The organism is Streptomyces sp. NBC_00654 (assembly GCF_026341775.1).
GTDB lineage: Bacteria > Actinomycetota > Actinomycetes > Streptomycetales > Streptomycetaceae > Streptomyces.
Window position 1 is genome coordinate 1 of record NZ_JAPEOB010000002.1, and the last position, 23,949, is coordinate 23,949.

Here is a 23,949-nt window from a genome sequence, read left to right on the forward strand (position 1 = left end):
GGCGGGCGTTCAGGTTCGCTTGTTTGGCTGTCGCCTGCTCGGCGTAGTGCCTTTCCTCGAACTCGATCGGGCTGAGGAAGCCGAGCCGTTCCTGGATGCGGCGGGAGTTGTAGAAGCCGTCGATGTACTCGAAGAGCGCGACGTTCGCCTCGGCCCGGGTGGCGAAGGTGCGGCCGCGGAGTCCCTCGGTTTTGATGAGCATCCAGAGGTTCTCCGCGAGGGCGTTGTCGTATGAATCTCCGACGGACCCCATGGACGCCTCAGCTCCCGACCGCATCAACCGGGTTGTGAGCTTGATGGATGTGTATTGGGTGGATTCAACTGATCGTCGCAACACCTCGACCCTGGAGGTGTTGGATGGGTCGGCCAGCGGGATGGGCCACGCGGCTGACGGGGCGTCCGGCAATGCGGTCGCCGGGACGGCCCCCAATCCGTCGGGAGGTGGAGCGGGCTTTCTGGATGAAGATCGCCGAGGGGATGACCAGCGAGGCGGCGGCGGTCTCGTGCGGCGTATCCCCAGTGGTGGGGTCCCGTTGGTTCCGTGAACGTGGCGGCATGCCGTCGATCCAGCTCAGCACGCCCTCGGGCAGATACCTGTCCTTCACGGAACGCGAAGAAATCGCGCTGCTCAACGCCCAGGGCCTGGGAGTCCGCGAGATTGCACGCCGCCTGGGCAGGGATCCGTCGACCATCTCGCGGGAGCTGCGACGCAACGCGGCCACCCGCGGCGGGCAGCTCGGCTACCGGGCCTCGATCGCCCAGTGGAAGGCGGAACTGGCGGCACGGCGTCCGAAGACGCCGAAGCTCGTGGCCGATGAACGGCTGCGTGAGTATGTGCAGGACCGGCTCGCCGGGGATGTACGTCGTCCGGACGGAACACAGGTCACCGGGCCGAAGACGCCTCGGTGGAAGGGACGGAACAAGCCCCGCCGTCAGGACCGGCGGTGGGCGACGGCCTGGAGTCCCGAGCAGATCGCGGGCCGGCTCAGGACGGATTTCCCCGATGATGAGTCCATGCGCATCTCGCACGAGGCGATCTACCAGGCGCTTTACATCCAAGGACGTGGAGCCCTCAAGCGTGAGCTGGTCGGCTGTCTGCGTACCGGGCGTGCGCTGCGGGTTCCCCGCGCCCGAGCCCGACGGCGGGCGAACGGGCACGTCACCCCCGAGGTGATGATCAGCCAACGACCGGCCGAGGCCGAGGACCGGGCAGTCCCGGGACACTGGGAAGGCGACCTCATCATCGGCACCGGCAAGTCCGCGATCGGCACTCTGGTCGAGCGCACGACCCGGTTTACCATGCTGCTGCACCTGCCCCGGATGGAAGGCTTTGGCACCGAGCCGAGGGTGAAGAACGGGCCGGCGCTGGCCGGTCTGGGTGCCGAGGCCGTCAGGGACGCGATCGCCTCCACGATCACCACGCTGCCCGAGCAGCTGCGTCGCTCGTTGACCTGGGACCGCGGCAAAGAACTGGCACAGCATGCCCGGCTCCGCGTCGACACCGGCCTCGAAATCTACTTCGCGGACCCGCACAGCCCGTGGCAACGCGGCACGAACGAGAATACGAATGGGTTGCTGCGGCAGTACTTTCCGAAGGGCACGGACTTGTCCCGATGGCAGACAGACGACCTCGCAGCCGTTGCACTCGCCCTCAACAGCCGCCCCCGCAAAACCCTCGGATGGAAGACACCCGCTGAAGCCCTCAACGAACACCTACTCTTGACTCAAGAAGCCGGTGTTGCGACAACCGATTGAGTCCGGGTTGGCAGCCGTGATCCGCATGGTGAATGAGCTTTCCGGGCTCGACCTCGCGGCTGGCGAGCGCGTACTCCAACGTGGTCAGCACCAGGTCGGCGTCCGCGCGGGCAGAGGTCTCCCAGGCCACCACCCGGCGGGAGAAGGCGTCGCGGATCGCCGAGAGCCACAGCGGCCCCTCCCCGGTGGAGATCATCGTCAGGTCGGTGACCCACAACCGGTTCGGCGCCGGTGCGGTGAAGTTCCGGTTGACCAGGTCCGGGGCGAGGGTGGCCTTGGGATCCCGGCGGGTGAAGCCCTTGCGGCGTGGGCTGACCCCGGAGATGTCGGCTTCGCGCATCAATCGCTCGACCCGTTTGCGGCCCACCCGGGCGCCCTCGCGATGAAGGACGGCGTGCACGCGCGGAGAGCCGTAGATCCCGCCGGACTCCGTATGGATTTCCTTGATCCGCTCGGTCAGCTCGACGTCGCGGCGCCGGCGTTCGCAGGGCTCCTTCTCGGCGCGGCGCCAGCGGTAGTAGGTGGAGGAGGGGATATGCAGTTCCCGAAGTACGCACTCGACTCCCAGGCGGGGATGCTCGCTGACGAGCGCCGTTACCTGGGCCGGGTCGGGTCGAGTTGCGCCGCGAAAAACGCCGAGGCTGTCCGCAGGACATCGTTGGCCCGCTTGAGCTGGGCGTTCTCCTTACGCAGGGCCGTGAGCTCGGCGCGTTCGTCCGTGGTGAGACGGTCGTCGCGCTCGCCGGCGTCCGCCTCGGCCTGGCGGATCCAGCCGCGCAGAGCCTCGGGGTGCACGCCGAGGTCGACGGCCATCTTTTTGATCTGCGGCTTCGGCTCAGTAGTGCGATACATCCGTACCGCACGCTCACGCAACTCAAGCGAGTATTTCCGGGGAGCAGCCATGGTCGATGTTCCTCTCATGAGTCCCATCTGACCTGCTGTCAACCGACTCCGCATCTCGGGGGAACCTCACACAGCGTGGGAGCACCGGGATGGCTGTCAGGGCGGCTTCGGCCGTGCAGAGACAGGTGTGGTTGAGGGAAGGGTGAAGGCAAGAGAGCACGTTTGCTGCGGCTGTGCCCGCTCGGAGCTGTTGGGGGAGAAGGAAGCCAGATGGCCCTCCTCCCCCACGTAAGCCTCATGTCGCTACATTCGCACTGTCTTGCGAGGCGTCTTCCTTGGAATGCGGCTTCAGGGCGCCCCGCCCCCGCGTACGGTCTATCTCGCGCCATTCCGGCCGCAGTCCGGCCAGATTCGTGGTGAGGAAGTACGCGGCGCCGCAGGCGAGCAGCACCGGCACGAGTCCTGCAGCGGTCACCGCCGCCCCTGCGAGCAGCCCGCCGAGAGGGATGCCGGCCCAGGCCAGCGAGTCACCGAGCGCGTTGACCCGGCCCAGCATCCGGCGCGGCACCCGCTCGACGAGGACGGCCCCCAGCACTGGGTTGACGAAGCCGGCACCGAACCCACTGATCGCGAAGACGGCCAGTACCACCCCCCACGGAGCATCGAAGGCGAGGATCAGGAACCTCGGTGCCCCGGCCAGCAGGAACCCAGTGAGAACCACCACCCGCCGCCTCAGCCGGTGGGCGACCATCGCGGCGATCAGGCTCCCGCCGACCGCCGCGGCCCCCATCACGCTGCCCATCAGGCCGATCGCGGCCGGCCCGTTGCCGGACTCCCTGGCCCAGACGGGCACGAGCACCGAGGTAAACGCCGCGTCCAGCAGGTTGGTGATCCCCACCATGACGATGACGGTGAGCAGCAACGGCTCGCCGCGCAGGAAGGTGAAGCCCTCGCCGAACCGCCGCCAGTAACCCGGTCCCGTCCCCTCGGCCTGCGAGGGGGCTTCCTCGGCCGCGTGCCCCATACCGCGAGGCAGCGCGACTTTGATGATCACCGATCCGAGGGCGAAGCAGCCCGCGTTGACAGCGAGTCCGGTCAGGGGGCCGAGCAGCGCCACCAGGGATCCGCCGACCGCCAGGCCGACGGTAGAGGCGAGCCGCTCGATCACACCGGCCAGACCGGTGGCCCGCTCCAGCGGCACCCGGCCGCGCTCAGCCGCCTCCGGGACCATCACTTCCTTGGCCAGGTCGCCGGGTCCCCGGGCCGCGCCGATCAGTGCAACCAGAACCAGGAGAAGGGGAAAGGAGAGCAGGTCCAGGGCGTGGAGCAGGGGAACCGCGGCGGCGGCGGTCGCGCTGGCCAGATCGGTGGTCCAGGAAACGGCTCGCGGGCCGATCCGGTCCACCAGCGGTCCGGTGAACGCCTTGACCACCACGTAGGGAGCCATCTCGCAGAAGGCGACCAGTCCGGTCTGGGTGGCGCTGCCGGTTGTGACGAGGACGAACCAGGGCAGTGCCACAACGGAGATGCGCGTGCCGGTCAGCGACACGGCCATGGCCGCCAGCACCCCGCCCAGCGGCCGTAAGGACCTCTTGGCGGGTATGCCGCCGGCCTCCAAGGCGTCGTCGGTCATGATGTCGGGTTTCCTTCCTCTTCCTGAGGGCGGGAAGGGAGCGACGACGCGGCAGGCGCGTCCAGTTCGGGCAGGATCTGCGTGATCACGGCGACCCGTTCGGCTCCCTCAGGAGCACTTGCCGCCGTCTCCGGCGAGTCTCGCCGGTAGCGCGCGATGACTTCCGTCAACTCCCTGTACAGGACGGCGGCCTCCTCCGGCGTGATCCGCAAAGCCCAATCGCTCATGTCGAAGGTGTTCCGCCATGCGCGGGGCATCGTCTGAAGCCCATTCAGGGCCTGCTGCGTGCGCAGGGTGTAGATAGCCGCGACGGACTGCTGGTAGGCCAGTGCGGCCTCGGGCTCCCGCTCGGCCAGCTCAGGATCGTTGAACCAGGTAGTCCGGTGCACCGACCGCCACCAGCGCTCACGCGCGTTGCCGCGTTCGGTGTCCTCCTCGACGAAACCGGCCGCGCCGAGCTGCCGAAGGTGGTAGCTGGCCGTACCGGAATTCACGCCCAGCCGCTCCGCGAGGCGGGTGGCCGTCGACGGGCCGTACTTCCGCAGCAGCCCGACCAACTGCACGCGCACCGGATGCGCCAGGGCACGCAGCCCCCTGGCATCCAGGACAACCGAGTCCTCTTCAACGTTCGGGCCATCCGGCCTCTCCACTGCATCAGTCATGCGACACACAGTAGACCGCAAAGAGTTATTCGCAAAGATCCCTTCGCGCAGAACTCTTTGCGGTTCAGCAGGCTTGCGAGGGGCCGCTGCTCAAATGTGCTGACCTGCCTGCCCTCTGGTCGACGGAAATTCGCGCTCTTGGGGTGCGGCGGCGCGCGGGGCCGGTAGCTCCTCAGCCCTGGCGGGCTTGCGGTGCCCCGGCGGGGCGGTTGGCCGCCGTAGGCGGCTGTGAGCAGTTCGCCGCCTACGACAGGAGAGGCGTGGTTGGGGCCGGAGAGAGGTTGCTGGAGGCACACACGCCTGCTCGGTTCCCCCCGAGAGTGAGATCGTCGCCCTGGAGGACAGCACCCAGGCCGTCGTCGAATCCGCACTGCTGCACATCTCCACGCCACGTGACCCAGCGACGATCGCCGCGTTCCTCAGCACCCGGGTGTTCCGGCCGGATTCGCTGGTGTGGCTCGACGGGTACCAGGCCCTGCGACGGTGGCGCGAGGAACACGAGATTGCGGGGCTGTTCGCGGTGCCGTACGAGACGCAGACCGAGGTCGGCGTGGTGCGGTTCCCGCTGGGCCGGTGGGTGCACCAGCAGCGGCGGGCGAAGCGGGCCGGTGAGCTCGATGACCATCGCAGGGAACTCCTTGATGAGGAGGGGTTGGTGTGGGAGCCGGGGGACGAAGCGTGGGAGGCGAAGCTCGCCGCGCTGCGGTCCTTCCGGCGGGCTCATGGGCATCTGGCGCCGCGGCAGGACGCGGTGCGGGGCGAGGCGGACGACGAGCTGGTGGCGATCGGGCAGCTCATCGCGAACCTCCGTCGGAAGGACGGCCTGGACAAAGACCCGGAACGGGCCGGGACGCGGGCCGAGCAGCTGGCTGCCATTGATGAGGACTGGAACTGTCCCTGGCCGCTGGACTGGCAACGCCACTACCGGGTCCTCGCTGATCTTGCCGACACCGAGACCGGCGGGACCCTGCCCGACATCCAGGCCGGTGTCCTGTTCGAGGGTGACGATCTGGGGAAGTGGCCGGCGCAGCAGCGGAAGGCGCACACGTGGGCGCAGCTGAGCGGTGAGCAGCAGGAGCGGCTCGGCGGGCTCGGTGTGACACCGGACGAGCCGGAACCCGCCCCGGTGACAACACGCGTGGCGAAGGGGGCGGGTGGGTTGTCGGCGCCGTTCCGGCGGGGGGTTGCAGGCCTTGCTCAGTACCTTCAGCGCGAAGGGCACGAGCGTCCTGTCCCGAGGAAGCACGAAGAGCCGGTCGAGGTCGACGGCCAGGAGCACGTCGTGAAACTCGTGTGTTCAGCGGATGAGGCGGGCCCGGTTCTGCACGCAGTGCAGGGTGCCCTGGTGGGGTGTGCTCAGGCGGCGTTGGGCTTCGGCGAGGATGATCTCCGCCAGGGCGCGGGGGCCGGTGTCCTCGTCCAGGATGTCGGTGTGGTGGCGGACGTCGGTGGCGACGGCGCGGGCGTGACCGGTCAGCTGCAGGGCGATCCGCTCGAAGTCATGCGAGGTGAGGACGGCCGGGTCGGTCCAGGACAGGACCGCGGCGACCAACCGCTCGTAGGGGGCGCGGTCCAGGGGTAAGCCCGCTCCGTACAGCCCGCGCGGGTCGTGGAGAACAGTGTGCGTGTTCAGTTTCATCAGCCCTCACCCCAGGGGTTTCACGAAGTCTCCGGCAGCCGGCCGCCACCTGATGATCATTCGCCGCCACCATCCCCACCGGATGACTCTCCCCGACTGCAACCCTATGCAACCCCCACCTACCGCTCCGGACCAGGACGGCCGGCCGGCCGGGGCATCCGGGCGGGAATGCCGCGCTCGCCCGGCACAAGCCAGGAACTGCCGGAGCGGACACCGGCCCGGCCGGGTGGTACGGGACACCGGGACCAAGACCTGGCGGGACAAGCTCCCCCGAGCAGCACGACGTCATCACCGGGCTCGGTATGCGGTGGGCGTGACACCGGCCGCTGCCAGTTGTTGAAGAGGTGTTTCCATGGGTTCGTGGGAGCTCTCACTCCCCTGGCCAGGCAATCCTCACCCAGTGACCAGCTGATCCTCACTACTTGTCCAACACCAGCGCCGGGCCATCAAAACTCAACACCTCATGAAACAAACCGAATCAGCCCGGTCCACAGCACCCAAGACCGGACACCGAACCGAGAACCACCCCAGCCAGGGAAGCGAAGACTCCCAGTCCAGGCACGCCGACTGGCGGGGAGGCGGTTCACCGCCGATTCGCGCTCCCATGTCTCCGTCTACCGGCTCCCGCACGGGTAGCGCGTAGTGCGGCCGCGTTCGCCGGGGCGCCCCTGTCCGCACGACGCACTGCCGTGTCACGCCCCCGGCCCGTTGCGGTCCACGCGTCACAGCAGGACCACGCCCGCGACGGTGGCCACCGCGCAGAGCAGCAGGAGGACCACGATGAAGACGATGCCCCAAATGCCGGAGCGGCGGGCGGCGGCGCGGTCCAGGGTGAAGACGGCGGGGTCCTCGGGCGCGTAGCGGACCGGGAGCTCGCGTCCGTACCAGTCGGCAGGGCGTCGTACGCCGTTACGGAGGCGGGCGGTGACCGCCGTTCCCTCATGTGTCGTGAATGCGAGGACCGGGGTGTAGCTGGTCGAGACGGACTCGCCGTCTTCGCAAACGGACTTGAGGACGGCGACGACCCGGCCGGGAACGCGCACGGCGGCGGCCATGTGCGCGGCCTCGACACGTATCAGACGGAGGTCGTGGCGCAGTAAGGAGACCATGGCGACAGTCAGCGGTCCGCCGACGCCCAGCAGCGCCCACGGATATCCGTACCGGATCGCGATGTCCGTGACCAGACCGGCGTACAGCAGGAACACCGCGAAGTTCGGCCAGGCCCGCCCGTCCTCGCCGTCCTGGAGACCGTAGCTGATCCAGAACCGATCCGGGTCACCGGGCGGGTGGAGCACCGCGACCTCACGCCCCACCCAGACCGTGTTCAGTTCGATGCCGCGCTCGGCCACGTACGGCAGGACGTGTTCCTGCCCGGTGACGGCGTCGGCGAAGGCGATCATCACGGGTATTCCGGCCGTGCCGGGGCTGCCGTGCGGAGGGGTCCGCACCTCGACGATCCGCCCGGTCACCCGTACCGTCCGCTGCGACCGGGTGGCCCCGGCCAGCGCGCGCCCGTATCCGACCAGAGCCCATACGCCGCACGCCCCGCACCACAGCAGCAGTGTTCCGTGCCAGTTCACGCCCGCCCCCCTGTCCGTCGTTCGTGCGCAAGGTCTACCATGGCCGGACCGGCCGGCCGAGAAGAACTCCGACTTCGCCGAACCGTGGATGGCACCGGAGTTCGGTCCGGCGCAGCATCGGTCCGCACAGCGTGACCTGCTGTGCGGGACTACGTCGTTGCCGGTGGAGCAGGCCGAGGCAGCCGGGCGGCGTGCTGTGCCGCTCCGTACACCACTCGCACGACGCCGGGCCGGCACATGGCGTCATCGCGGACCAAAGCGTGCGGGCGCAGGGGACACTGAAGGTGGACCAGCTGTCGCTGCTGGACGCCATCGAGGACAAACCACACCTGCCCGAGGCGTTCAAGGAACTGAGAGAGCTCCCGAGGCCGGCGGAGAAGCCGCTGCGGGAAGACAAAGCGCGCGCCCAGGCCCGCGCCACGAAGGATGGGACGTCATGACGATCGCTGTGGAGCCCGTCGCTCCCGAGTACGTCTGGACGGCCAACAACGCCCTCGTATTCGCCCCGCGCGGCATACCGCCGGCCGCCTACCCCGTACTGCTCCACCTCCTGGGCCGTCAGGAGCCCGGCGGGCGCTGCCTGGTCCGTCGGCGGTCCCTTGAGGAGCTCGAGCGTGATCGTTGGCAGGCGCCCGCGTGTGACGCCACCCGTCTCATTGCGACGGCGCATGCTCTGCGGAGTTCGGCAGGATGCCGTCCTGCGGTGCGCCGTCCAGGCCCCGGCCCGCGATCTGGTTGCGCTCGTAGAAGGTGACCATGTGCGTCAGAAGGGCGGGGCTGGCGCGGCCCGAGAACACCGTTGATGGCCTCATTCGCCGCGCCAAGGCCTTCATCAGCCCGCCCACAAGCCCTGCATCCGCATCCGTGTTCACCAGCTCTCCAGAAAATCAGCGTGACCCGCGACGAGACGGGCCGGCCTGCGAAGCGCCGCTGTCCTGGCCTCGCCTGTCGGCGGTCAGGGGGAGGTTGCGGCGTCGGGTGCGGCGGTGTGCTGTTCGAGGCCGCCGAGGATGAGCGCCAGGCCCGCCTCGAACGCCTCCCCGTGATCGAGCGCGGGTACGTCGTCCGGCAGGTCCCCGGTGTCCGGCGCGTCCACCTCTGCCTGCTGCTCCAGTACGCAGCCGACGGTGAAGCGGCTGGCGGCCAGCATCGCCATCTGCGCCTGCCGCTCGGAAACGCCAGAGGAGACCAGGAAGGCCATCTTGCGGCGGATCCGGTGCAGATCACCGGTCGGAGTGCTGCCGGCGTGCAGGCGGGCGCCGTCGCGGCGCATCAGCAGGGTGCGGCGGAAGCTGCGGGAGTTGTCCAGGAACCAGCTCCGCCAGTCGTCCTCGTCTTCCGGCAGGGCGGCGTGGGCGTGTGGGGCCATGGCCGCCTCCGCCATCGCGGCCAGCAGGTCCTTCTTGGTCTTGAAGTGGTAGTAGAGCGACGGCTGCTCGACGCCCAGGCGTTTGGCCAGCCGCCGGGTGCTGACGGTTTCCAGGCCCACGTCGTCCAGCAGGTCCAGCGCCTCTGTGACGACGGTCTCACGGTTCATCTTGGTCACGTTGACAATCTATCGCTGATAGAAGAACCTGGAAAGGAATCAATCACCGATAGATTCTGGGGTGGCGTCATGGCGAACAAGATCGCGAAGCGCCTGCGGATCCTGGTGGCCGGCGGCGGTGTCGCAGGGCAGGCGCTGGCCTTCTGGCTCACCCGCGGCGGCCACGCCGTGACGGTCGTCGAGCGGTTTCCGGCGCTGCGCGCCTCGGGGGCGCAGGTGGACCTGCGCGGGCAAGGCATCGACGCGGTGACGCGGATGGGGCTGCTGGAGGAGGTGCGCAGTCAGCTGGTGGACGAGGCCGGAGTGGCGTTCATCGACTCCCGCGGGAAGCCGAAGGCGACGATCATGGCCAACACCTCCGGCAAGGGCCGTCAGACCCTGACCTCGGAGTACGAGATCATGCGCGGTGACCTGGTGCGCATCCTGTACAAGGCGACGAAGGACGACGCCGAGTACGTCTTCGGCAAGAGACTCGACGGCTTCGACCAGCACTTCGACAAGGTCACCACGCACTTCTCGGATGGGACCTCGGGCGAGTACGACCTCCTGATCGGCGCCGACGGGCAGGGCTCGCGCACCCGCCGGGCGCTGCTGCCCGAGGGCTTCGATCCGTACCGGCACGTGGGCATCCACACGGCGTACTGGTTCGTGCCGCGCATCGCCTCCGACACCAACATCCGCGACACCTACATGATCCCAGGCGGCCGGCAGATCATGCGGCGCAGCCACAACGCGACCGAGACGCAGGTCTACTTCGTGATGCGTGAGGACTCGGCGGAAGCCTCCGCGATCCACCGCGCTCCGATCGAGCAGCAGCAGAAATTCTGGGCCGAGCGGTTCAATGACGCCGGCTGGCAGACCGAGCGGTTCGTCAAGGGCATGAAGGACAGCCCGTTCTTCTACTCCCAGGAGATCGCCCAGGTACGCATCGGCAGCTGGTCCAAGGGCCGGGTGGCGCTGGCCGGGGACGCCGCGCACTGCGCCTCCCCCTACAGCGGCATGGGGATCTCCGGCGGACTGATCGGCGCCTACGTCCTGGCCGGGGAGATCAACCGAAGCCCGGGCGACCTGCCGACCGCGCTGGCGAACTACGAGCGCGTCCTGCGCCCGTTCGTCGACGAGATCCAGGGCGAGGTCAACCCGCGCATCCTGCGCGTCGGCATGCCCCTGAACAAGCACGCCATCACCGCGTTCCAGAACGCCACCGCGCTGGCCTGCTTCCTGCACATCCCCGACCTGGTCGCGCGCATGTCGAAAGAGGAGCGCGGCGGTGACTGGCAGCTTCCCGCCTACGCCTACGCCGACGCCTGAGCGCCCGAGGCAGGCCCTGTGCCCACGAGCCTGCCCGTCGCCAAGGCCCGCCCGCAACGGCTACACCGTCCACGCCCCCGGCCAAACCATCTCCCTGGACCGCGCCGCCCCGCCCCTCGGCCTCCGCGCCGGCAACAACGAGTGCGTCTCCGCCCGCTGGCGCCCCCGCCGCTGAGCAAGACCCGAACTACTGGGGCCCCGCCGTCACGCTGAGGCTGGGGCCCTCCGCCCACCGTTCCTCCGCCTCCGCTGGCCCCCGCACCGTCAACGACCCGGCCCCGCGGCGGTTCGCGGTGCTCGCCCGATCGGCCGGGGCGCCCGAGGGGCCGGTTAGCGCCGGGCGTTGCCGGGGGCCAGCAGGCTGGTCACGTCCGCGATGGCCTGCGCCGCGGGCTTGAAGTACCGGCGAACATTCTCCACCTTCTTGTGCCGGGACTTCGCCATCAGCATCAGCTCCGAGGCCCCTGCTCCCCTAACTGATCGTTTCAGAATGCGGTTCGGAGTCGTCTCAAGCAGATGATGCTGCAGGCGAGTTGGAGCAGACCGAGATGGAGGTCGGCGCGTATCTCGTAGCGGATCCGAAGGCGTTTGAACTGGTGCAGCCAGGCGAAGGTCCGCTCGACGACCCAGCGGGTCCTGCCCAGGCCGGAGCCGTGCGGTGTGCCGCGACGGGCGATCTTCGGTGTGATCCCACGAGCCCGGACGAGGCGGCGGTACTTGTCGTATTCGTAGCCACGGTCGGCGAACAGTCGCCGGGGCCGGTGGCGGGGCCGGCCGCGCAGGCCGCGGATGTGCGGTATGGCGTCCAGAAGTGGCATGAGCTGGGTGACGTCGTGGCGGTTGCCGCTGGTCAGAGCAACGGCGAGCGGGGTTCCGTGCCGGTCGACGATGATGTGGTGTTTGCTGCCGGGGCGTGCGCGGTCGACCGGCGAAGGTCCGGTGTGAGCCCCCTTGAGGGCCCTGACGTGCGAGCCGTCGATCGCAGCGTCGTCCATCTCCAGCAGGCCCTCTTTACGCAGTTCTGCCAGCAGGACTTCGTGGAGGCGGGGCCAGACTCCGGCTTCGGTCCAGTCCCGCAGACGCCGCCAGGCCGTCACCCCACTGCAGCCCACCTGCTCCGCAGGGACGTCCCGCCAGCTCACACTTTTGCGCAGCACGTAAACGATGCCCCGCAGAGCAGCACGGTCATCGGCCGGCAGCCGCCCGGGATACCGGTGCCGCCGAGGCGGACGAGGAGGCAGCAGCGGGGCTATGCGTTCCCACAGGTCATCGGGCACGAGATCAGCAGACACCCGGCAGATCCTGCCGACACAACACCCAACTGCCAAGCCAACACACCGATCTCATTCTGAAATGATCAGTAAGACCTGTCCCGTAACTGCTGGTCAGGGTGAGATGATCTTGTTGTGTCTGGTGTGATCGCGGCGTCGAAGCCCTCCTGGATAGCCCCGTTCAGCGGGCTGAGCCCGCGCCAGTTCGGCAAACTGATCACCGCCCTCCGGCGGGAAGGTGCGGATCCGGTGCGTAAGGGCCGACCGTGGAGCCTGCCGCTGGAGGACCGCGTCCTGCTGGCCGCCGCCTACTGGCGCACAGACCTGACCCTGCGGCAGCTGACGCCGCTCTTCGGGGCGCCGAAGTCCGCGGCCGACCGCATCATCGACCACCTCGCGCCATCGCTCGCCCTCCAGCAGCGCAAGCGATTCCGTAAGGACACCGTGCTGATCGTGGACGGCACCCTGGTCCCCACCCGCGACCACAACATCGCCGAACAGTCGAAGAACTACCGGTACTCCACCAACCACCAGGTCGTCATCGACGCGGACACTCGGCTGGTCGTCGCGGTCGCCGTCCGCCGCCCGGCAACCGCAACGACTGCAAGGCGTGGGAGCTGTCCGGCGCGAAGGCCGCCGTCGGCAGGACCACGGTCATCGCGGACGGCGGCTACCGGGGCACCGGCCTGGTCATCCCGCACCGCCGCGAACCCGGCCAGAGCGAACTCGAACCATGGAAAGAGAAACACAACGCCTCGCACCGCAAGGTCCGCGCCCGCGTCGAGCACGCCTTTGCCCGGATGAAGACCCGGAAGATCCACCGCGACTGCCGCCTCAGAGGTGACGGCGTCCACCACGCCATGCTCGGCATCGCTCGCCTGCACAACCTCACCCTCGCCGGGTGACGAAGGAACAAGCAGGCCAGCGAGCACGTCGCAGATCATTTACGGGACAACGCTTAGCCGTACGCCTCATCAATAGTGACCCACCGGAACGGCGTCCTGACTCCCTGTGCATCGGTTGACGGCGGCCCAACCGGGGCCAGGGCTTCACGACGTCGTGCACGGAAGATACCTGGCCGGCTGCCGGTACCTGCCCGCCAGGTGCGCCTGGGCCGGGCAGAAATCGAATGCCGGTCCCAGCGCTCGTGGCATAGCCTCGAACTGTGATTCGTACTGCTATCCCAAAAGATGCCCCGGTACTCGGGGAACTGAAGGTTCGCGCGTGGCGGTCGGCCTATGCGGGATTCATGAGCACGGCGTATCTGGAGCGGCTCGACCCCGTGCAGGAGGCCGTGGACTGGGCCGAGTACCTGGTGGACATCCCTGCCGCATACCGGTTGTGGGTGGCGGAGGAAGCGGGCACCGTCGTCGGGTTCTGCCGCACCGGCCCCGCTGACGGGGATCCGGATCTCGGTGATTCCGCGGGCGAGGTCTACGGGCTCTACATCGAGCCCGCCCGAATCGGCACCGGACTGGGCAGGGGCCTGTTCGGGCACGCCGTAGCCGATCTGAAAGGGCGTGGCTTCGGTCAGCTCTGCGTGTACGCGTACGTTCCCAACACCGATGCCATCCGCTTCTACGAGCGTGCCGGATTCACCCGGGACGGAATCGAACGGCTCGATGACGAGGACGGCATCGGTGTTGCCGAGGCCCGGTTGGTCTGTCGCGACAGCCCGGCTATGTAGGCCACAGCATCCTCAACCTCCAAGCCGCCAGCACTTGGTGAGTGCTGGCGGCGCCCATGTTCGACACCCCGCTGATTCTGTGAACGGTCAGTCAGCCGGTAGGGCTGTGGATGTGCCAGTTGTTCAATTACAAGCCCCCAGCCTGCCGGAACGCAGACGCCAGCCTGGCAGCAACCCAACCCGGGCCGCAGGTCGACTATCACAGTTACCTTTTTCGTGGCTCCGCAATGGGGCCTCCGGCCTTCGGGTCCGGCATGACTTTCCCCCCCTTGTTGCGGTTGATGATCCGGGGGGTGGTGTCACCGGGCCCGGAAGCATCGACGGACCGCTGATGAGGGGCTTGAGCACCGGATTCACCCGAGCCGGAAGAGTTCTCCGTAACGTGGGTGTGGCAGCTCGATGCCGAGGCAAGGCCGGACGAAAGCGCCATGGAGAGGCCTGCACGTGATCGACATCGGTAATATCGACGTCTTCCTCGGCCTGGACGTCGGCAAGAGTGAACACCACGCCACCGCCGTCACCCCGGCCGGAAAGAAGGCATTCGACAAGCGTCTGCCCAACACCGAACCCAAGCTCCGCGAACTGTTCGCAGAACTCCAGGCCAAGCACGGAACAGTGCCGATCGTGGTCGACCAGCCCGCCATACGCAAGGCGGGCCGTCGGCGGCTGGTCACGCTGCTGCGGCCGAAGGCGCCGAGGATGGCCGAGCGGCTGATCGAGGAGATCTTCGCCGCACTGGACGAACAGACCGTGACCGTTCCGGAGACCGAAGCGGCCTCGCTCATCGTCCCGAGCCTGGCCGGATCGCTGACGGCCGTCCTGGACCAGCGGAAACTGCTGGCCGGACGGATCAAGGAACTCCTGGAGGCCCACCCTCTTTCCAAAGCCCTGACGTCGATGCCGGGGGTCGGTGTCAGGACCGGTGCCCGCATCCTGATCGAGGTCGGCGACGGCAGCACCTTCCCGACCGCCGGCCACCTTGCCGCATACGCGGGACTCGCCCCGGCAACCCGGAACTCGGGCTCCTCGATCCGCGGTGAACAGCCGTCCAGGAGAGGAAACAAGCAGCTCAAACGGGCCTTCTTCCTCTCCGCGTTCGCGGCCCTTGGTGACCGGCATCGCGGGCCTACTACGACAAGAAGATCGCCCAGGGAAAGCACCACACACAGGCCCTGCTCTGCCTCGCCAGGCGCCGGGCCGACGTCCTCTTCGCGATGCTCCGCGACGGAGCCTTCTACGAACCCCAACCCGTCGCAGGCAGGTGAGCAGTTCAGACCGCTCGGTCAGTCCTCCGGCCGAAGCCTCTGACGAGCCGCCTCAAGGCGCTCGTCAAAGTCGGATGCGAACAGCTCAGGAAGCGTCTTGTCGAGGGTTCCGGCGATCCTATGGATCGGCGCCCAGACCGCCGGATCGTCGACAACCTGGCTGAGCGGCGGGCGGGTCCGTCATCTGGAGCTTCTCCAGCCAGTGCGACAGCACCAGTGCCTCGTCACTCGTGAGCTTGATCGTGACCTGGCTATCGCTCATGCATACCCCTACGGCTCGGCCCGCCCTCGACCACACGAACCTACTGGCCTTCGACCTTGACCAACCACATAGGGGCACCCCCGTCGGCCTCGGCATCCCAACCTCCGTCCCCGAACAGATGACGACCAGAGGTCGAGTGCCGGTGGTGATACTCCCGAAAGACGAAGACCACGGCGTGAGTGAATAGGGGCATGCTCTTCGACTTCGCACACGACCACGACCACGACCACGACCACGACCACGACCACGACGGTGAACGGCTCAGCGGTGTATACGGCGGTGAGTCCTCCGGGGTCACCGCCGTGGTGCTGCATGGCGCGGGCAACAGCAGCATGGAGCGACTGCTGCCGCTGGTACAGGAGTTCGTGGCCCACGGCTGCCGAGGGGTCGCCTTCGACTTCTCCGGGCACGGCAAAAGCACCGGAAAGCTCAGTGAGTCAAGCCTGCGGCGACGGTTCGAGCAGGCCGTCGCGGTGATCGACGCGTATGGCGGGGCGGAAGGGCCGCTGGTCCTGGTGGGTTTCAGTATGAGCGGGCAGACGGTCGCGGATCTAGTCGCCCACTACGGGGATCGGGTGGCGGCGCTGGGGCTGTGCGCACCCGCCGTGTATACCGCCGCAGCGTGGGACATTCCCTTCGAGGAAGGGAACGGGCGGTTCAGCGGGACCATCCGGCGGCCGGGCAGTTGGCGGGAGGCGCCCGCGCTTCGGGTGCTGCGGGCGTACGAGGGCCGGACGGTGCTCGCCGTGCCGGGCACGGACGCGGTGATCCCGGCCGCGGTGACCGAGTCCGTACAGGACGCGCTGGCCGCCCGCTCCCAGTACACGCGGTTCGACCTTCCGGACGCACAGCACCAGCTGGGGACGTGGTTCCGCGATCACAGCGAGGACCGGCGGGAGTTCGTGGAGGCAGTGCTGACTGGCCTCGACGACCAGGGCTGGTCAGCTACGCAAGCGTGGGTCGCCAAGCAGCTCGGCACCGGCCGCAAGGTCACCGGCCTGCACCTCCTGTCCGGTGGTTGGAGCTCCCAGATGCGCCAACTCACGCTCGACGACGGCACCGCCCTGGTGCAACGGACTTTCGTCAAGCCGTTCTTCCGCCGCCACGGGCCCGGGCTGCTGGCCCGCGAGGCGTCCGTCCTGACGCTGCTCACCGGGCAGGAGGGCATCCCGGCGCCCGATCTCGTCGCCGTGGACGCCACGGCCGAACACTGCGACCACCCGACGCTGTTGATGTCCGCGCTGCCCGGCCGCGTCCGCGTGGACGAGGACGACCTCGCCCGGCGCCTGGACCTGCTCGCGGCCCAGCTCGTCAGCATCCACAGCGTCGTACCGGACGAAAGACCGCGCACGTACGAGGCGTGGACGTCCCCGGAACGTGTCCGGACCCCGGACGGACCGCTGTGGGAGCGGGCCGTCCACGTGATCCGCCGCGACCCGCCGTCTTACGACGGCTGCTTCCTGCACCGCGACTTCCACCCCGGGAACGTACTCTTCACAGGAGCCGGTCCCAAGCTGCGGATCACCGGTGTCGTGGACTGGGTCGAGACCTCGTGGGGACCTGCCGACCTGGACGTGGCGCACTGCTCGACCGCGCTCGCGCTGCTGCACGGGCCGGCGCACGGGCTGGACTTCCGCGAGCGGTACGAGGCACACGGCGGCCGCGGCCTCGCCGACAACCCCGACCACCTGTACTGGCGGCTGCTCGACGCCCTGCACTACTGCCCCGACGCAGCGAAACTGGCCGGGCCGTGGCGTGAACTGGGCCGGGACGATCTGACGTCCGATGTGCTGGCAGAACGGCTGGAGGCGTACGTGGACGGACTGCTCCAGCGATACGGCTGACCGACCATGGACCACTCGTCTGACACCGGCCCGAGGACACGTGCGCATCGGCCGCCGCGGTGCTCGTTCATGGCCTGTATCACCCTCCCGAACACTTCGCCCTGGTGGCAGAACCCCTGCGGACCGCAGGAACCGCGGTCGTCGTTCCCGAGCTCCACAAGAGCTCATTGTCAGCTGACACAGCCGCGGTCCAAGCCGTCACCGACTCGCCACCGGAGCCTCCGATCGTGCTCGGACACTCCTACGGCGGGTCAGCGATCACTGGGATGCGCGAGGCGGGACACCTGGTCTATCCAGCAGCCTTCGTACCAGATGCCGGCCAGAGCCCCAGCCACTCCGGGTGGCGCGTTCCCGCAGCTCCAGGCCGCGATCAACCCTGAGCCCGACCGGTCGACCAGCCTGTAACCCAACCGGGCTGCGGGCACATTCCACGGCGACTGTCCCGAACCTCTCGCCGTCTGGGCGGTTGGCCTGCTGCGTGCCCAAGCTCCGGCTGCGGGCGAGGCATCCCAGAGCGCCGCAGCTGGAAGCACGCTCCCTCCACCTACATCGTCTGCACGCAGGACCGGGCCATCAACCCGGTCCTGCAGCGGAAGGTGGCCTCGCGCTGCACCTACGTGCGCGAGTGGCAGACGGGCCACTCCTCGTTCGCAGGACAGCCCGATCTCATCGTCGAACTCCTGCAGGAACTGCTCGCCGCCAACACCCTCGCCTGCAGGATGAAGGATTCACGACCGCTCATGGAAATCCCAGGTGCGGACAGCTGCGCGATCAGCCGGTGAACTTGGCCGCGATCTTGGTGAGCAGCCTGTCGCGCACGGCAGGCCACTCATCCACCAACACGCTGTAGTACAGGAGTCACGACGAGGGGCCCTGACCCCGGAGTTTGGACACCGGAGAGACTTGGATCTTGATGGTCCAGGAGAACGGAGTCCCTGTGGGGATGAAGCACTATCCCACCGAGTTCAAGGCGGACGCGGTGGCGCTCTACCAGTCGCGTCCGGGAGCGACGATCAAGTCGGTTGCCACCGATCTCGGGGTGAACACCGAGACGCTGCGGAACTGGATCCGGGCCGCCGACGGACGCCGTGCCGGTGCCCACTCCGCGCCTGCGGCTGCGCCGCAGCCTGGCGGCGAGCTGGTTCAGGCGGAGCTGGCCGCCGCGCGCAAGAGGATCCGCGAGCTGGAGGAAGAACGCGACATCCTCCGCAAGGCGGCCCGGTATTTCGCGACGGAGACGCGCTGGTGACCCGCTGCCAGTTCGTTGAAGATCATCAGCGCCGGTTCGGCGTCAAGCGGCTCTGTGACATTCTCGGGATCTCCCGCTCGAGCTTCTACTACTGGCGCCGGACCGCCCCTGCCAGGGTGGCCCGGCAGGCCGCTGACGCCCAGCTCGCCGCCCGGATACGCAAGGTCCACGAGGACTCCGACGGCACCTACGGCGCCCCGAGAATCACCGCTGAGCTCCGCGACGACGGCGGCCAGGCGGTCAACCACAAGCGGGTTGCGAGGATCATGCGGACGATCGGGCTCGAGGGCGTCCGGCTGCGGCGCCGGCAGCGCACCACCGTCGCGGACCCGGCCGCGCCGAAGGCGCCGGACCTGATCGGGCGTGACTTCACCGCCACGGCCCCGAACACGAAGTACGTCGGCGACATCACCTACCTGAGGATCGGTGGCGGGAAGTTCTGCTATCTCGCGACCGTCATCGACCTCTGCTCGAGACGCCTGGCGGGGTGGGCAGTCGCCGATCACATGCGGACCGAACTCGTTACCGACGCCCTGGCCGCCGCCGAGCGGACCCGCGGGAGCCTGGCCGGGGCGGTGATGCACACCGACCACGGCTCGCAATACACGAGCCGAGAATTCGCCGAAGCCTGCAGGTCAGCAGGGGTCCGTCAGAGCATGAGCGCGGTCGGGTCCAGCGCGGACAACGCACTGGCGGAGTCGTTCAACGCGACCTTCAAAAGAGAGACGCTGAAGGGGCAAAGGGGCTGGCCAAGCGAGCGTGAGGCCCGGCTCGACGCCTTCCGATGGCTGACCCGATACAACACCCGACGCCGGCATTCCCACCTCGGACAACGCTCCCCGATCGCCTACGAGACCACCTTCCACCCACTATCAACTACCCTGACCCGAGCCGCATAGATGTGTTCAAGCTCCGGGGTCAAGGCCCGAGTGCCGTCCTGGCGCATCATGTGACTGCGCAACGTCCCTTCATACGCGAGTCCCAGCTGTGTCAGGGCCTGTTGGGAACGCACGTTGAGGTTGTCGGTGCGCAAGGCCATCCTGGCCAGGCCCAGATCATCGAAGGCATGCCCGAACAGCAGCAACTTGGATTCAGCGTTGTAGGGGCGGACACCAGCACGAACAATCGAACCAGGTCGCGCCAATCTCAGCCCGCCCCTCGGCAAGATCAAGCGCGTACAGGCTGGTCGAGCCGACCACCGCCTCGTCCGCCAGAAGTTGGCGATCAGGCAGATGTGCTCACGTACCTGGCTGCTGATCGTCCATACGGTGAATCCATGCCGACCAGACCGATCCCGGGCCAGCCCGTGCGCTCCTTCCTCACCACCGACGAGCGACGCCTCTCCTACCTCGACTTCGGGCCGGCAGAGGGGCGGCCCCTACTCGGATTACACGGACACCTTGGCGAAGCGGCTGACTTCGCCGAACTCGCCCGCGCCCTGGGCCCCGACGGATGGCGGGTGATCGCGCTGGACCAGCGAGGGCACGGGGACTCCGACCGGGCCGAGCAGTACGACCGGGACGGATACCTCGACGATCTGCGCCTCCTGCTCACCTGCCTGGGCCTTGATCACCGGCCCCTCCCCGTCCTCGGGCACTCCCTCGGCGCCATCAACGGCTACCACCTGGCCGCGGCCCGGCCCGACGCCGTAAGCGCCCTGATCAACATCGACGGGCCTGCCTGTCTCCCTGTCGTGGAACCCGCCCCGCTGTCCTTTCTGCTCGACCTGCCGTACTCCACCCCCACGCGCGAGGAACTCCTCGCCGCCTGCGGCCCCCTGGCACCCCTGCTGGAAAACGGACTGCGACCACACCACGACGGGTGGCGGCTCGGCTCTCACCCCGCGGACACGGTCGACTCCGACACCCGCCTGCTCGGCGACCACTGGCGCCAATGGCTGGGCTCCCACTGCCCCGCACTGCTCCTCCACGGCACAGCCAGCACCGTGCTGCCCACCGCGCAAGCCCGCGACATGACCACTCGACGCCCCGGCACCACCCTGGTCGAACTGGACGCCGATCACTGGGTTCACCTTCAAAGGCCGAAGGAGTCAGCGGTCGCGATCCGCCGATTCCTCGACACCTGCTCCTGAACAGAACGGGCCGCTGACGCCGCCGCGCAGAAGGGCAGAGTGAAGGCGAGCCGGCGGCGCAGCGGTTTCGCTGACGGTCCTACGGCAGTGACGGGCGGTACGGCGGCCACCACGTCCACCGACCACGGCAGCACCAGCCGAATCGAGGACCTCATCACCGCCTTCGGCAAAGGAGGACGGAGTCATCTGACGGGCGCTCGCGACCTCGCGACGACTGGGTGGGCCCACAAAACCCCGGGCCCACCCGGTCGTCCGCGGCGGCCCGCCCGCGGGTCGCCCCACTTGGAGGTGTTCGCGAACACCTCCCTGGCGCCGAGCGATTCGTTTCCTGCCGGAGCTGCGGACGCATATAGATGACGGCTGCCGGCCGCAGAACACGGCCGGCGCCCCGCCACTCCTCCTGCTGCTCGCCTCCGCAACAGCCCTCGGCCCGGATCAGCCCCACGCGCCGACCCGCAGCCCGGGTCAGCCCTGCGCGGCGGACTCGTTCCCTGCCATGTCCATCACTCTACCGCTCCGCGTTCTCGCGGGGCCGCGCTGCCCGTGCGGGTCGGCGGTCTCACGTCCCCTGCCCCGACGAAGTCGGCCGGGCTGTCCTCCCGCAGGCGCCCGGCACCGTGATCGCGGCCGGGGCCTGCCGTGAGCAGAGGGATCACGAGGATCGGCAGGAACCAGACCAGCACGATGAGCCGGTAGTCGTTCACCATGGCGAGGTTGGGGTGTCCGGCTTGGTTGAGCAGGCCGGACAGTGCCGTTGCGGAGGCGAGCAGCCCGAGGATCGCGGGCCGTCGCAGCAGGGCCCAGGCGGCGAGGGCCAGTGCGATGAGGAGAGCGGGGTGGGTCAGCTGATGCTGCAACCAGGCCGGCCAGAAGGCCAGTTCACGCTCGATGAAGTGTGTCCAGGGGGCGGCGACGTCCGGACGCTGGTAGTGGTGGGTCAGGAGGTCTTGGGCACTGTCCTGTCCGGTGGGCCACCCCAGCATGTGCGTCGTGATCTGCATGACGATGGTCAGGACGCCGCAGAGGGCGAACAGGCCGAGCGCGGGGCGAGTTGGCCGACTATGCCGCCTTCGGTACCAGGCGAGTCCCGCAAAGGCCCCGGTAAGGACGGCTGCCAGGAGCAGCGCCTGAGAGTAGCGCGCGAGGAAGGCCGACAAGAGCCCGCCGACGACCATCGCTGTCCCGGCCCGCCGCTTCCCGTTCAGGGTCAGTGCGCAGCCGAGCACCACCCCGGCCGCGCAGGCCATGGTGAGCCCGTCGGTCATGGGACGCATCGCGGTGGAGCCGGTGGGCAGGGCGAGATACAGGGCCTGCCCGGACAACGCGGCAGGCCGGGCGGCACCGCTCGTACGGAGCGCGGCCAGAATACAGAGACTTCCCGCCAACGCGACGGTCACGCCGGCCAGCCAGATGCCCCAGGCAAGGCCGAACGCGGCGATGAACGGCACGAGCAGCAGCGGGTACCCGGGACGTGCCTCGTAGATCGCCATGAAGCGGGGGTTGAGGAACGGCCCGGTCATGCCGGAGGTATTGCCCTGCCGGGTCCAGTACGCGGCCGATGCGGTCAGGCGCTGCACACATTCCCGCGGGGTCTCCGTCGGGAGACCGTTCCCGGACCAGGGAATCCAGGTCAGCGGCCTCTCGGCCCGGTCGGCGCATACGTAGTCGATCGCGTGAGCGGTGGCCGAGGTCCGGCTCTCCCCGCTCAGGCTGAGGGCGTAGGAGATGTAGTTCTTGGAGTCCGGGGAGTCCCGGCCGGTCACCGCCGTCAGCTGCACCCCGACGAAAACGACCGCGATCAGCACGGCGCACATGATTCCAGCGCGGAACGGGGTGGTGCGTCGGCGCATGTCGCGTCCTCAGGGAGAGACGATCGGTCGACAGGCCAACGAGAGAGGCCGGGACGGGTTCCGTCCTCGCTCACACCATCAGGCGACCACAGCACCACCCAAAGATTCACGAACCACCCTTTTAGAGGGTGTTTACGTATGTCTGTTCAGAAAAGCGAGTTCCGTCGCTGACCTGCTTTGCGATTGTTTGAGCGACATACGAGTTTCGCAACCTCTCACCGCTCGGAGTCTGCCACCCGTTTCGCTCACTTCTACCACTGGATGTCCGTCTGGTTTGAGGATGCCGCAGAATCTCCCGATGATCAGCGGAACGACATCTTCTGGCTTTCCCGTGCCAACGCTACGGCGTGAGCCAGCGGAAGCCGTACCTCAGCGACCTGTCCGACGACCGATGGGCCCTGATCGAGCCGACGCTGACGGCCTGGCGGAAAGCCCGGCTCGCCCGCAGACCACCGGTCAGCCGGCCAAGGTCGAACTCCGCGACGCGTCCAACGCGATTCTCTACGTGAACCGCACAGGAATCCCCTGGAAATACCTCCCGCACGACTTCCCGAACCACGGCACCACCTACGCCTACTACGCCGCCTGGCGCGACGAAGGAAACCTCGCCCAGCTCAATTACGACCTGACCGCCCTGGCCCGCGTCAAGGAGGGACGCAAGCCCGAGCCGACCGCCTCCGTCATCGACACCCAGAGCGTGAAGACCTCCACCAACGTGCCCGTGACCAGCCAGGGAACGGACGCCGCCAAGAAGATCGTGGGCCGGAAGCGAGGCATCCTCACTGAACCTCTTTCATCCTGAATAGTTGCAGGTCAGCAGGGTGTGGACGGCTCGGACGATGCGGCTGATGCGTCGGGTCGAGCAATGCGCTCTGTGCATGATGCGCCAGGACTTGAGCTGTGCGAAGGCCCGTTCGCCGGGGGCTCTGAGTCGGGCGTGGTCTCGGTTGAACTGCTGGTAGTGGGCGGGCTGTTCGCTGTGTCGGTAATACAGGGTGCAGACAATGGCGCCGGCGCCCCGGTAGGCGCGGTCGGCCAGGATGAGGATCTGCCGGGTCAGGCAGGCCTGGACGATGCCGTGGGCACGGGCCGCGGTCTCTCACTCCCAGGACAGCGAACCCACATCCCGAAACCGCCGCTGACCAGTGCCAACACACCACTGCCGATGAAGGTGGCACTGCCGCACGGGGCCGGGGCCGGGTATCGCGTCGGCCCGGCCGTCGACAGCGCAGTACCGGGTGTCCATCTCTGATCCTGCCGGTACTTACGGCTGTCTGCGGACTACGAACCGGGTCCCGACGAGGAGTGGGCGCCGTTCCAGATGCTCTGCCTGATCCTCGGCCCGCTCCTGCTGGAGCAGGTCATGCAGTCCAGCCTCGACAAGCCGATGTTCGCCCCCGGTTCCGGGCACGCGCCGCAGCGCGGCCAGCCAACGGCTCCTGCTGCGGGGTGGAGGCTGC

The 23,949-nt window shown here is 68.3% G+C and carries 18 protein-coding genes and 8 pseudogenes; 12 read left to right on the top strand and 14 right to left on the bottom strand.

The features are described 5' to 3' along the window. Positions 1-253 (bottom strand): IS3 family transposase (locus OHA98_RS20120; RefSeq protein WP_266927974.1); only part of this gene is annotated, 253 nt, incomplete at its 3' end. A 104-nt stretch (positions 254-357) separates the two neighbouring features. On the opposite strand from OHA98_RS20120, the gene OHA98_RS20125 reads away from it, so the two are divergent. After that, entirely contained in the window at positions 358-1,755 is a 1,398-nt protein-coding gene (locus tag OHA98_RS20125) for an IS30 family transposase (RefSeq protein WP_266927527.1), read from the top strand. On the opposite strand, the gene OHA98_RS20130 is transcribed toward OHA98_RS20125, so the two are convergent. The 4 genes from OHA98_RS20130 to OHA98_RS20145 all read right to left on the bottom strand — a co-directional run bounded on the left by OHA98_RS20130 (position 1,703) and on the right by OHA98_RS20145 (position 4,893). Then, the gene (locus tag OHA98_RS20130; protein WP_266930816.1) at positions 1,703-2,323 is read right to left on the bottom strand and encodes an IS3 family transposase; all 621 of its coding nucleotides are present in this window, start codon (positions 2,321-2,323) and stop codon (positions 1,703-1,705) included. The two genes, OHA98_RS20125 and OHA98_RS20130, sit on opposite strands and share 53 nt — an antisense overlap. Before the next feature lie 26 nt (positions 2,324-2,349). Continuing rightward, entirely contained in the window at positions 2,350-2,712 is a 363-nt protein-coding gene (locus OHA98_RS20135; RefSeq protein ID WP_323179607.1) for a transposase, read from the bottom strand. A 181-nt stretch (positions 2,713-2,893) separates the two neighbouring features. Next, positions 2,894-4,231 carry an MFS transporter gene (locus tag OHA98_RS20140; RefSeq protein ID WP_266927976.1) on the bottom strand — a complete coding sequence of 446 codons (1,338 nt, stop codon included), beginning with the start codon at positions 4,229-4,231 and terminating at the stop codon, positions 2,894-2,896. Further along, positions 4,228-4,893 (bottom strand): transcriptional regulator, encoded by a 666-nt coding sequence (locus OHA98_RS20145; protein WP_266927977.1) that lies wholly within the window; start codon positions 4,891-4,893, stop codon positions 4,228-4,230. Before OHA98_RS20145 ends, OHA98_RS20140 begins: the two co-directional genes overlap by 4 nt. 358 nt (positions 4,894-5,251) lie before the next feature. Here OHA98_RS20145 and OHA98_RS20150 point away from each other — a divergent pair. Beyond that, positions 5,252-6,184 (top strand): annotated as a pseudogene (locus OHA98_RS20150) (helicase associated domain-containing protein); the annotation flags it as partial. Between the two features lie 6 nt (positions 6,185-6,190). Here OHA98_RS20150 and OHA98_RS20155 read toward each other — a convergent pair. Beyond that, the gene (locus OHA98_RS20155; protein WP_266927978.1) at positions 6,191-6,532 is read right to left on the bottom strand and encodes a DUF6415 family natural product biosynthesis protein; all 342 of its coding nucleotides are present in this window, start codon (positions 6,530-6,532) and stop codon (positions 6,191-6,193) included. Positions 6,533-7,254: 722 nt separating this feature from the next. Then, on the bottom strand, positions 7,255-8,112 hold the full coding sequence (locus OHA98_RS20160) for a DUF3592 domain-containing protein (protein WP_266927979.1): 858 nt from the start codon (positions 8,110-8,112) through the stop codon (positions 7,255-7,257). A gap of 284 nt (positions 8,113-8,396) precedes the next feature. Between OHA98_RS20160 and OHA98_RS20165 the strand changes: the two genes are divergently transcribed. Next, positions 8,397-8,552, top strand: coding sequence for a hypothetical protein (locus OHA98_RS20165; protein WP_266927980.1), 156 nt, complete (start codon positions 8,397-8,399; stop codon positions 8,550-8,552). 213 nt (positions 8,553-8,765) lie between these two features. On the opposite strand, the gene OHA98_RS20170 is transcribed toward OHA98_RS20165, so the two are convergent. Then, on the bottom strand, positions 8,766-8,984 hold the full coding sequence (locus OHA98_RS20170) for a hypothetical protein (RefSeq protein WP_266927981.1): 219 nt from the start codon (positions 8,982-8,984) through the stop codon (positions 8,766-8,768). An 83-nt stretch (positions 8,985-9,067) separates the two neighbouring features. Next, positions 9,068-9,649: a TetR/AcrR family transcriptional regulator C-terminal domain-containing protein gene (locus OHA98_RS20175; protein ID WP_323179662.1), complete on the bottom strand. Its 582-nt coding sequence runs from the start codon at positions 9,647-9,649 to the stop codon at positions 9,068-9,070. Between the two features lie 78 nt (positions 9,650-9,727). Here OHA98_RS20175 and OHA98_RS20180 point away from each other — a divergent pair, with 78 nt between their 5' ends. Next, entirely contained in the window at positions 9,728-10,969 is a 1,242-nt protein-coding gene (locus OHA98_RS20180; protein WP_266927984.1) for an FAD-dependent monooxygenase, read from the top strand. A gap of 330 nt (positions 10,970-11,299) precedes the next feature. Here OHA98_RS20180 and OHA98_RS20185 read toward each other — a convergent pair. Both OHA98_RS20185 and OHA98_RS20190 read right to left on the bottom strand, forming a co-directional pair. Next, a pseudogene (locus OHA98_RS20185) lies at positions 11,300-11,446 on the bottom strand (site-specific integrase); the annotation flags it as partial. An 8-nt stretch (positions 11,447-11,454) separates the two neighbouring features. Continuing rightward, positions 11,455-12,261: an IS5 family transposase gene (locus tag OHA98_RS20190; RefSeq protein WP_266927985.1), complete on the bottom strand. Its 807-nt coding sequence runs from the start codon at positions 12,259-12,261 to the stop codon at positions 11,455-11,457. Between the two features lie 114 nt (positions 12,262-12,375). On the opposite strand from OHA98_RS20190, the pseudogene OHA98_RS20195 reads away from it, so the two are divergent. The 3 genes and pseudogenes from OHA98_RS20195 (at position 12,376) to OHA98_RS20205 (ending at position 15,192) form a co-directional block, all read left to right on the top strand. Beyond that, positions 12,376-13,145: pseudogene (locus tag OHA98_RS20195) on the top strand (transposase). Positions 13,146-13,489: 344 nt separating this feature from the next. Beyond that, positions 13,490-13,927 (top strand): GNAT family N-acetyltransferase, encoded by a 438-nt coding sequence (locus OHA98_RS20200; RefSeq protein ID WP_266927987.1) that lies wholly within the window; start codon positions 13,490-13,492, stop codon positions 13,925-13,927. Between the two features lie 399 nt (positions 13,928-14,326). Next, positions 14,327-15,192 (top strand): annotated as a pseudogene (locus tag OHA98_RS20205) (transposase). Between the two features lie 18 nt (positions 15,193-15,210). Here OHA98_RS20205 and OHA98_RS20210 read toward each other — a convergent pair. Beyond that, positions 15,211-15,454: pseudogene (locus OHA98_RS20210) on the bottom strand (hypothetical protein). 191 nt (positions 15,455-15,645) lie between these two features. Here OHA98_RS20210 and OHA98_RS20215 point away from each other — a divergent pair. From OHA98_RS20215 to OHA98_RS20230, 4 genes and pseudogenes are all read left to right on the top strand, one after another. Next, positions 15,646-17,298 (top strand): alpha/beta fold hydrolase, encoded by a 1,653-nt coding sequence (locus tag OHA98_RS20215; protein WP_266927989.1) that lies wholly within the window; start codon positions 15,646-15,648, stop codon positions 17,296-17,298. A gap of 104 nt (positions 17,299-17,402) precedes the next feature. Then, positions 17,403-18,080: pseudogene (locus OHA98_RS20220) on the top strand (alpha/beta hydrolase). Between the two features lie 155 nt (positions 18,081-18,235). Further along, a protein-coding gene (locus OHA98_RS20225; RefSeq protein WP_266926278.1) for an IS3 family transposase occupies positions 18,236-19,446 on the top strand; the annotation gives its coding sequence in 2 pieces (ribosomal slippage) (positions 18,236-18,527 and positions 18,527-19,446; 1,212 coding nt in all). Positions 19,447-19,823: 377 nt separating this feature from the next. Further along, positions 19,824-20,639 carry an alpha/beta fold hydrolase gene (locus OHA98_RS20230; protein ID WP_266927990.1) on the top strand — a complete coding sequence of 272 codons (816 nt, stop codon included), beginning with the start codon at positions 19,824-19,826 and terminating at the stop codon, positions 20,637-20,639. Positions 20,640-21,142: 503 nt separating this feature from the next. On the opposite strand, the gene OHA98_RS20235 is transcribed toward OHA98_RS20230, so the two are convergent. Further along, positions 21,143-22,489, bottom strand: a complete 1,347-nt coding sequence (locus OHA98_RS20235) for a hypothetical protein (protein WP_266927991.1) — start codon at positions 22,487-22,489, stop codon at positions 21,143-21,145. 347 nt (positions 22,490-22,836) lie between these two features. Here OHA98_RS20235 and OHA98_RS20240 point away from each other — a divergent pair. Next, positions 22,837-23,276, top strand: a pseudogene (locus OHA98_RS20240) (transposase); the annotation flags it as partial. A gap of 6 nt (positions 23,277-23,282) precedes the next feature. Here the strand turns inward: OHA98_RS20240 and OHA98_RS20245 are convergent. Further along, a pseudogene (locus OHA98_RS20245) lies at positions 23,283-23,585 on the bottom strand (transposase family protein); the annotation flags it as partial. Positions 23,586-23,949 lie beyond the last annotated feature (364 nt).

What these genes read in the sequence shown, in the direction of transcription:
- OHA98_RS20125 (WP_266927527.1), top strand. Translation starts at nt 358, where the DNA reads ATGGGTCGGCCAGCGGGATGGGCCACGCGGCTGACGGGGCGTCCGGCA.
- OHA98_RS20135 (WP_323179607.1), bottom strand. Translation starts at nt 2,712, where the DNA reads ATGCGGAGTCGGTTGACAGCAGGTCAGATGGGACTCATGAGAGGAACA.
- OHA98_RS20140 (WP_266927976.1), bottom strand. Translation starts at nt 4,231, where the DNA reads ATGACCGACGACGCCTTGGAGGCCGGCGGCATACCCGCCAAGAGGTCC.
- OHA98_RS20145 (WP_266927977.1), bottom strand. Translation starts at nt 4,893, where the DNA reads ATGACTGATGCAGTGGAGAGGCCGGATGGCCCGAACGTTGAAGAGGAC.
- OHA98_RS20155 (WP_266927978.1), bottom strand. Translation starts at nt 6,532, where the DNA reads ATGAAACTGAACACGCACACTGTTCTCCACGACCCGCGCGGGCTGTAC.
- OHA98_RS20175 (WP_323179662.1), bottom strand. Translation starts at nt 9,649, where the DNA reads ATGAACCGTGAGACCGTCGTCACAGAGGCGCTGGACCTGCTGGACGAC.
- OHA98_RS20180 (WP_266927984.1), top strand. Translation starts at nt 9,728, where the DNA reads ATGGCGAACAAGATCGCGAAGCGCCTGCGGATCCTGGTGGCCGGCGGC.
- OHA98_RS20200 (WP_266927987.1), top strand. Translation starts at nt 13,490, where the DNA reads ATGAGCACGGCGTATCTGGAGCGGCTCGACCCCGTGCAGGAGGCCGTG.
- OHA98_RS20215 (WP_266927989.1), top strand. Translation starts at nt 15,646, where the DNA reads ATGCTCTTCGACTTCGCACACGACCACGACCACGACCACGACCACGAC.
- OHA98_RS20230 (WP_266927990.1), top strand. Translation starts at nt 19,824, where the DNA reads ATGCCGACCAGACCGATCCCGGGCCAGCCCGTGCGCTCCTTCCTCACC.
- OHA98_RS20235 (WP_266927991.1), bottom strand. Translation starts at nt 22,489, where the DNA reads ATGCGCCGACGCACCACCCCGTTCCGCGCTGGAATCATGTGCGCCGTG.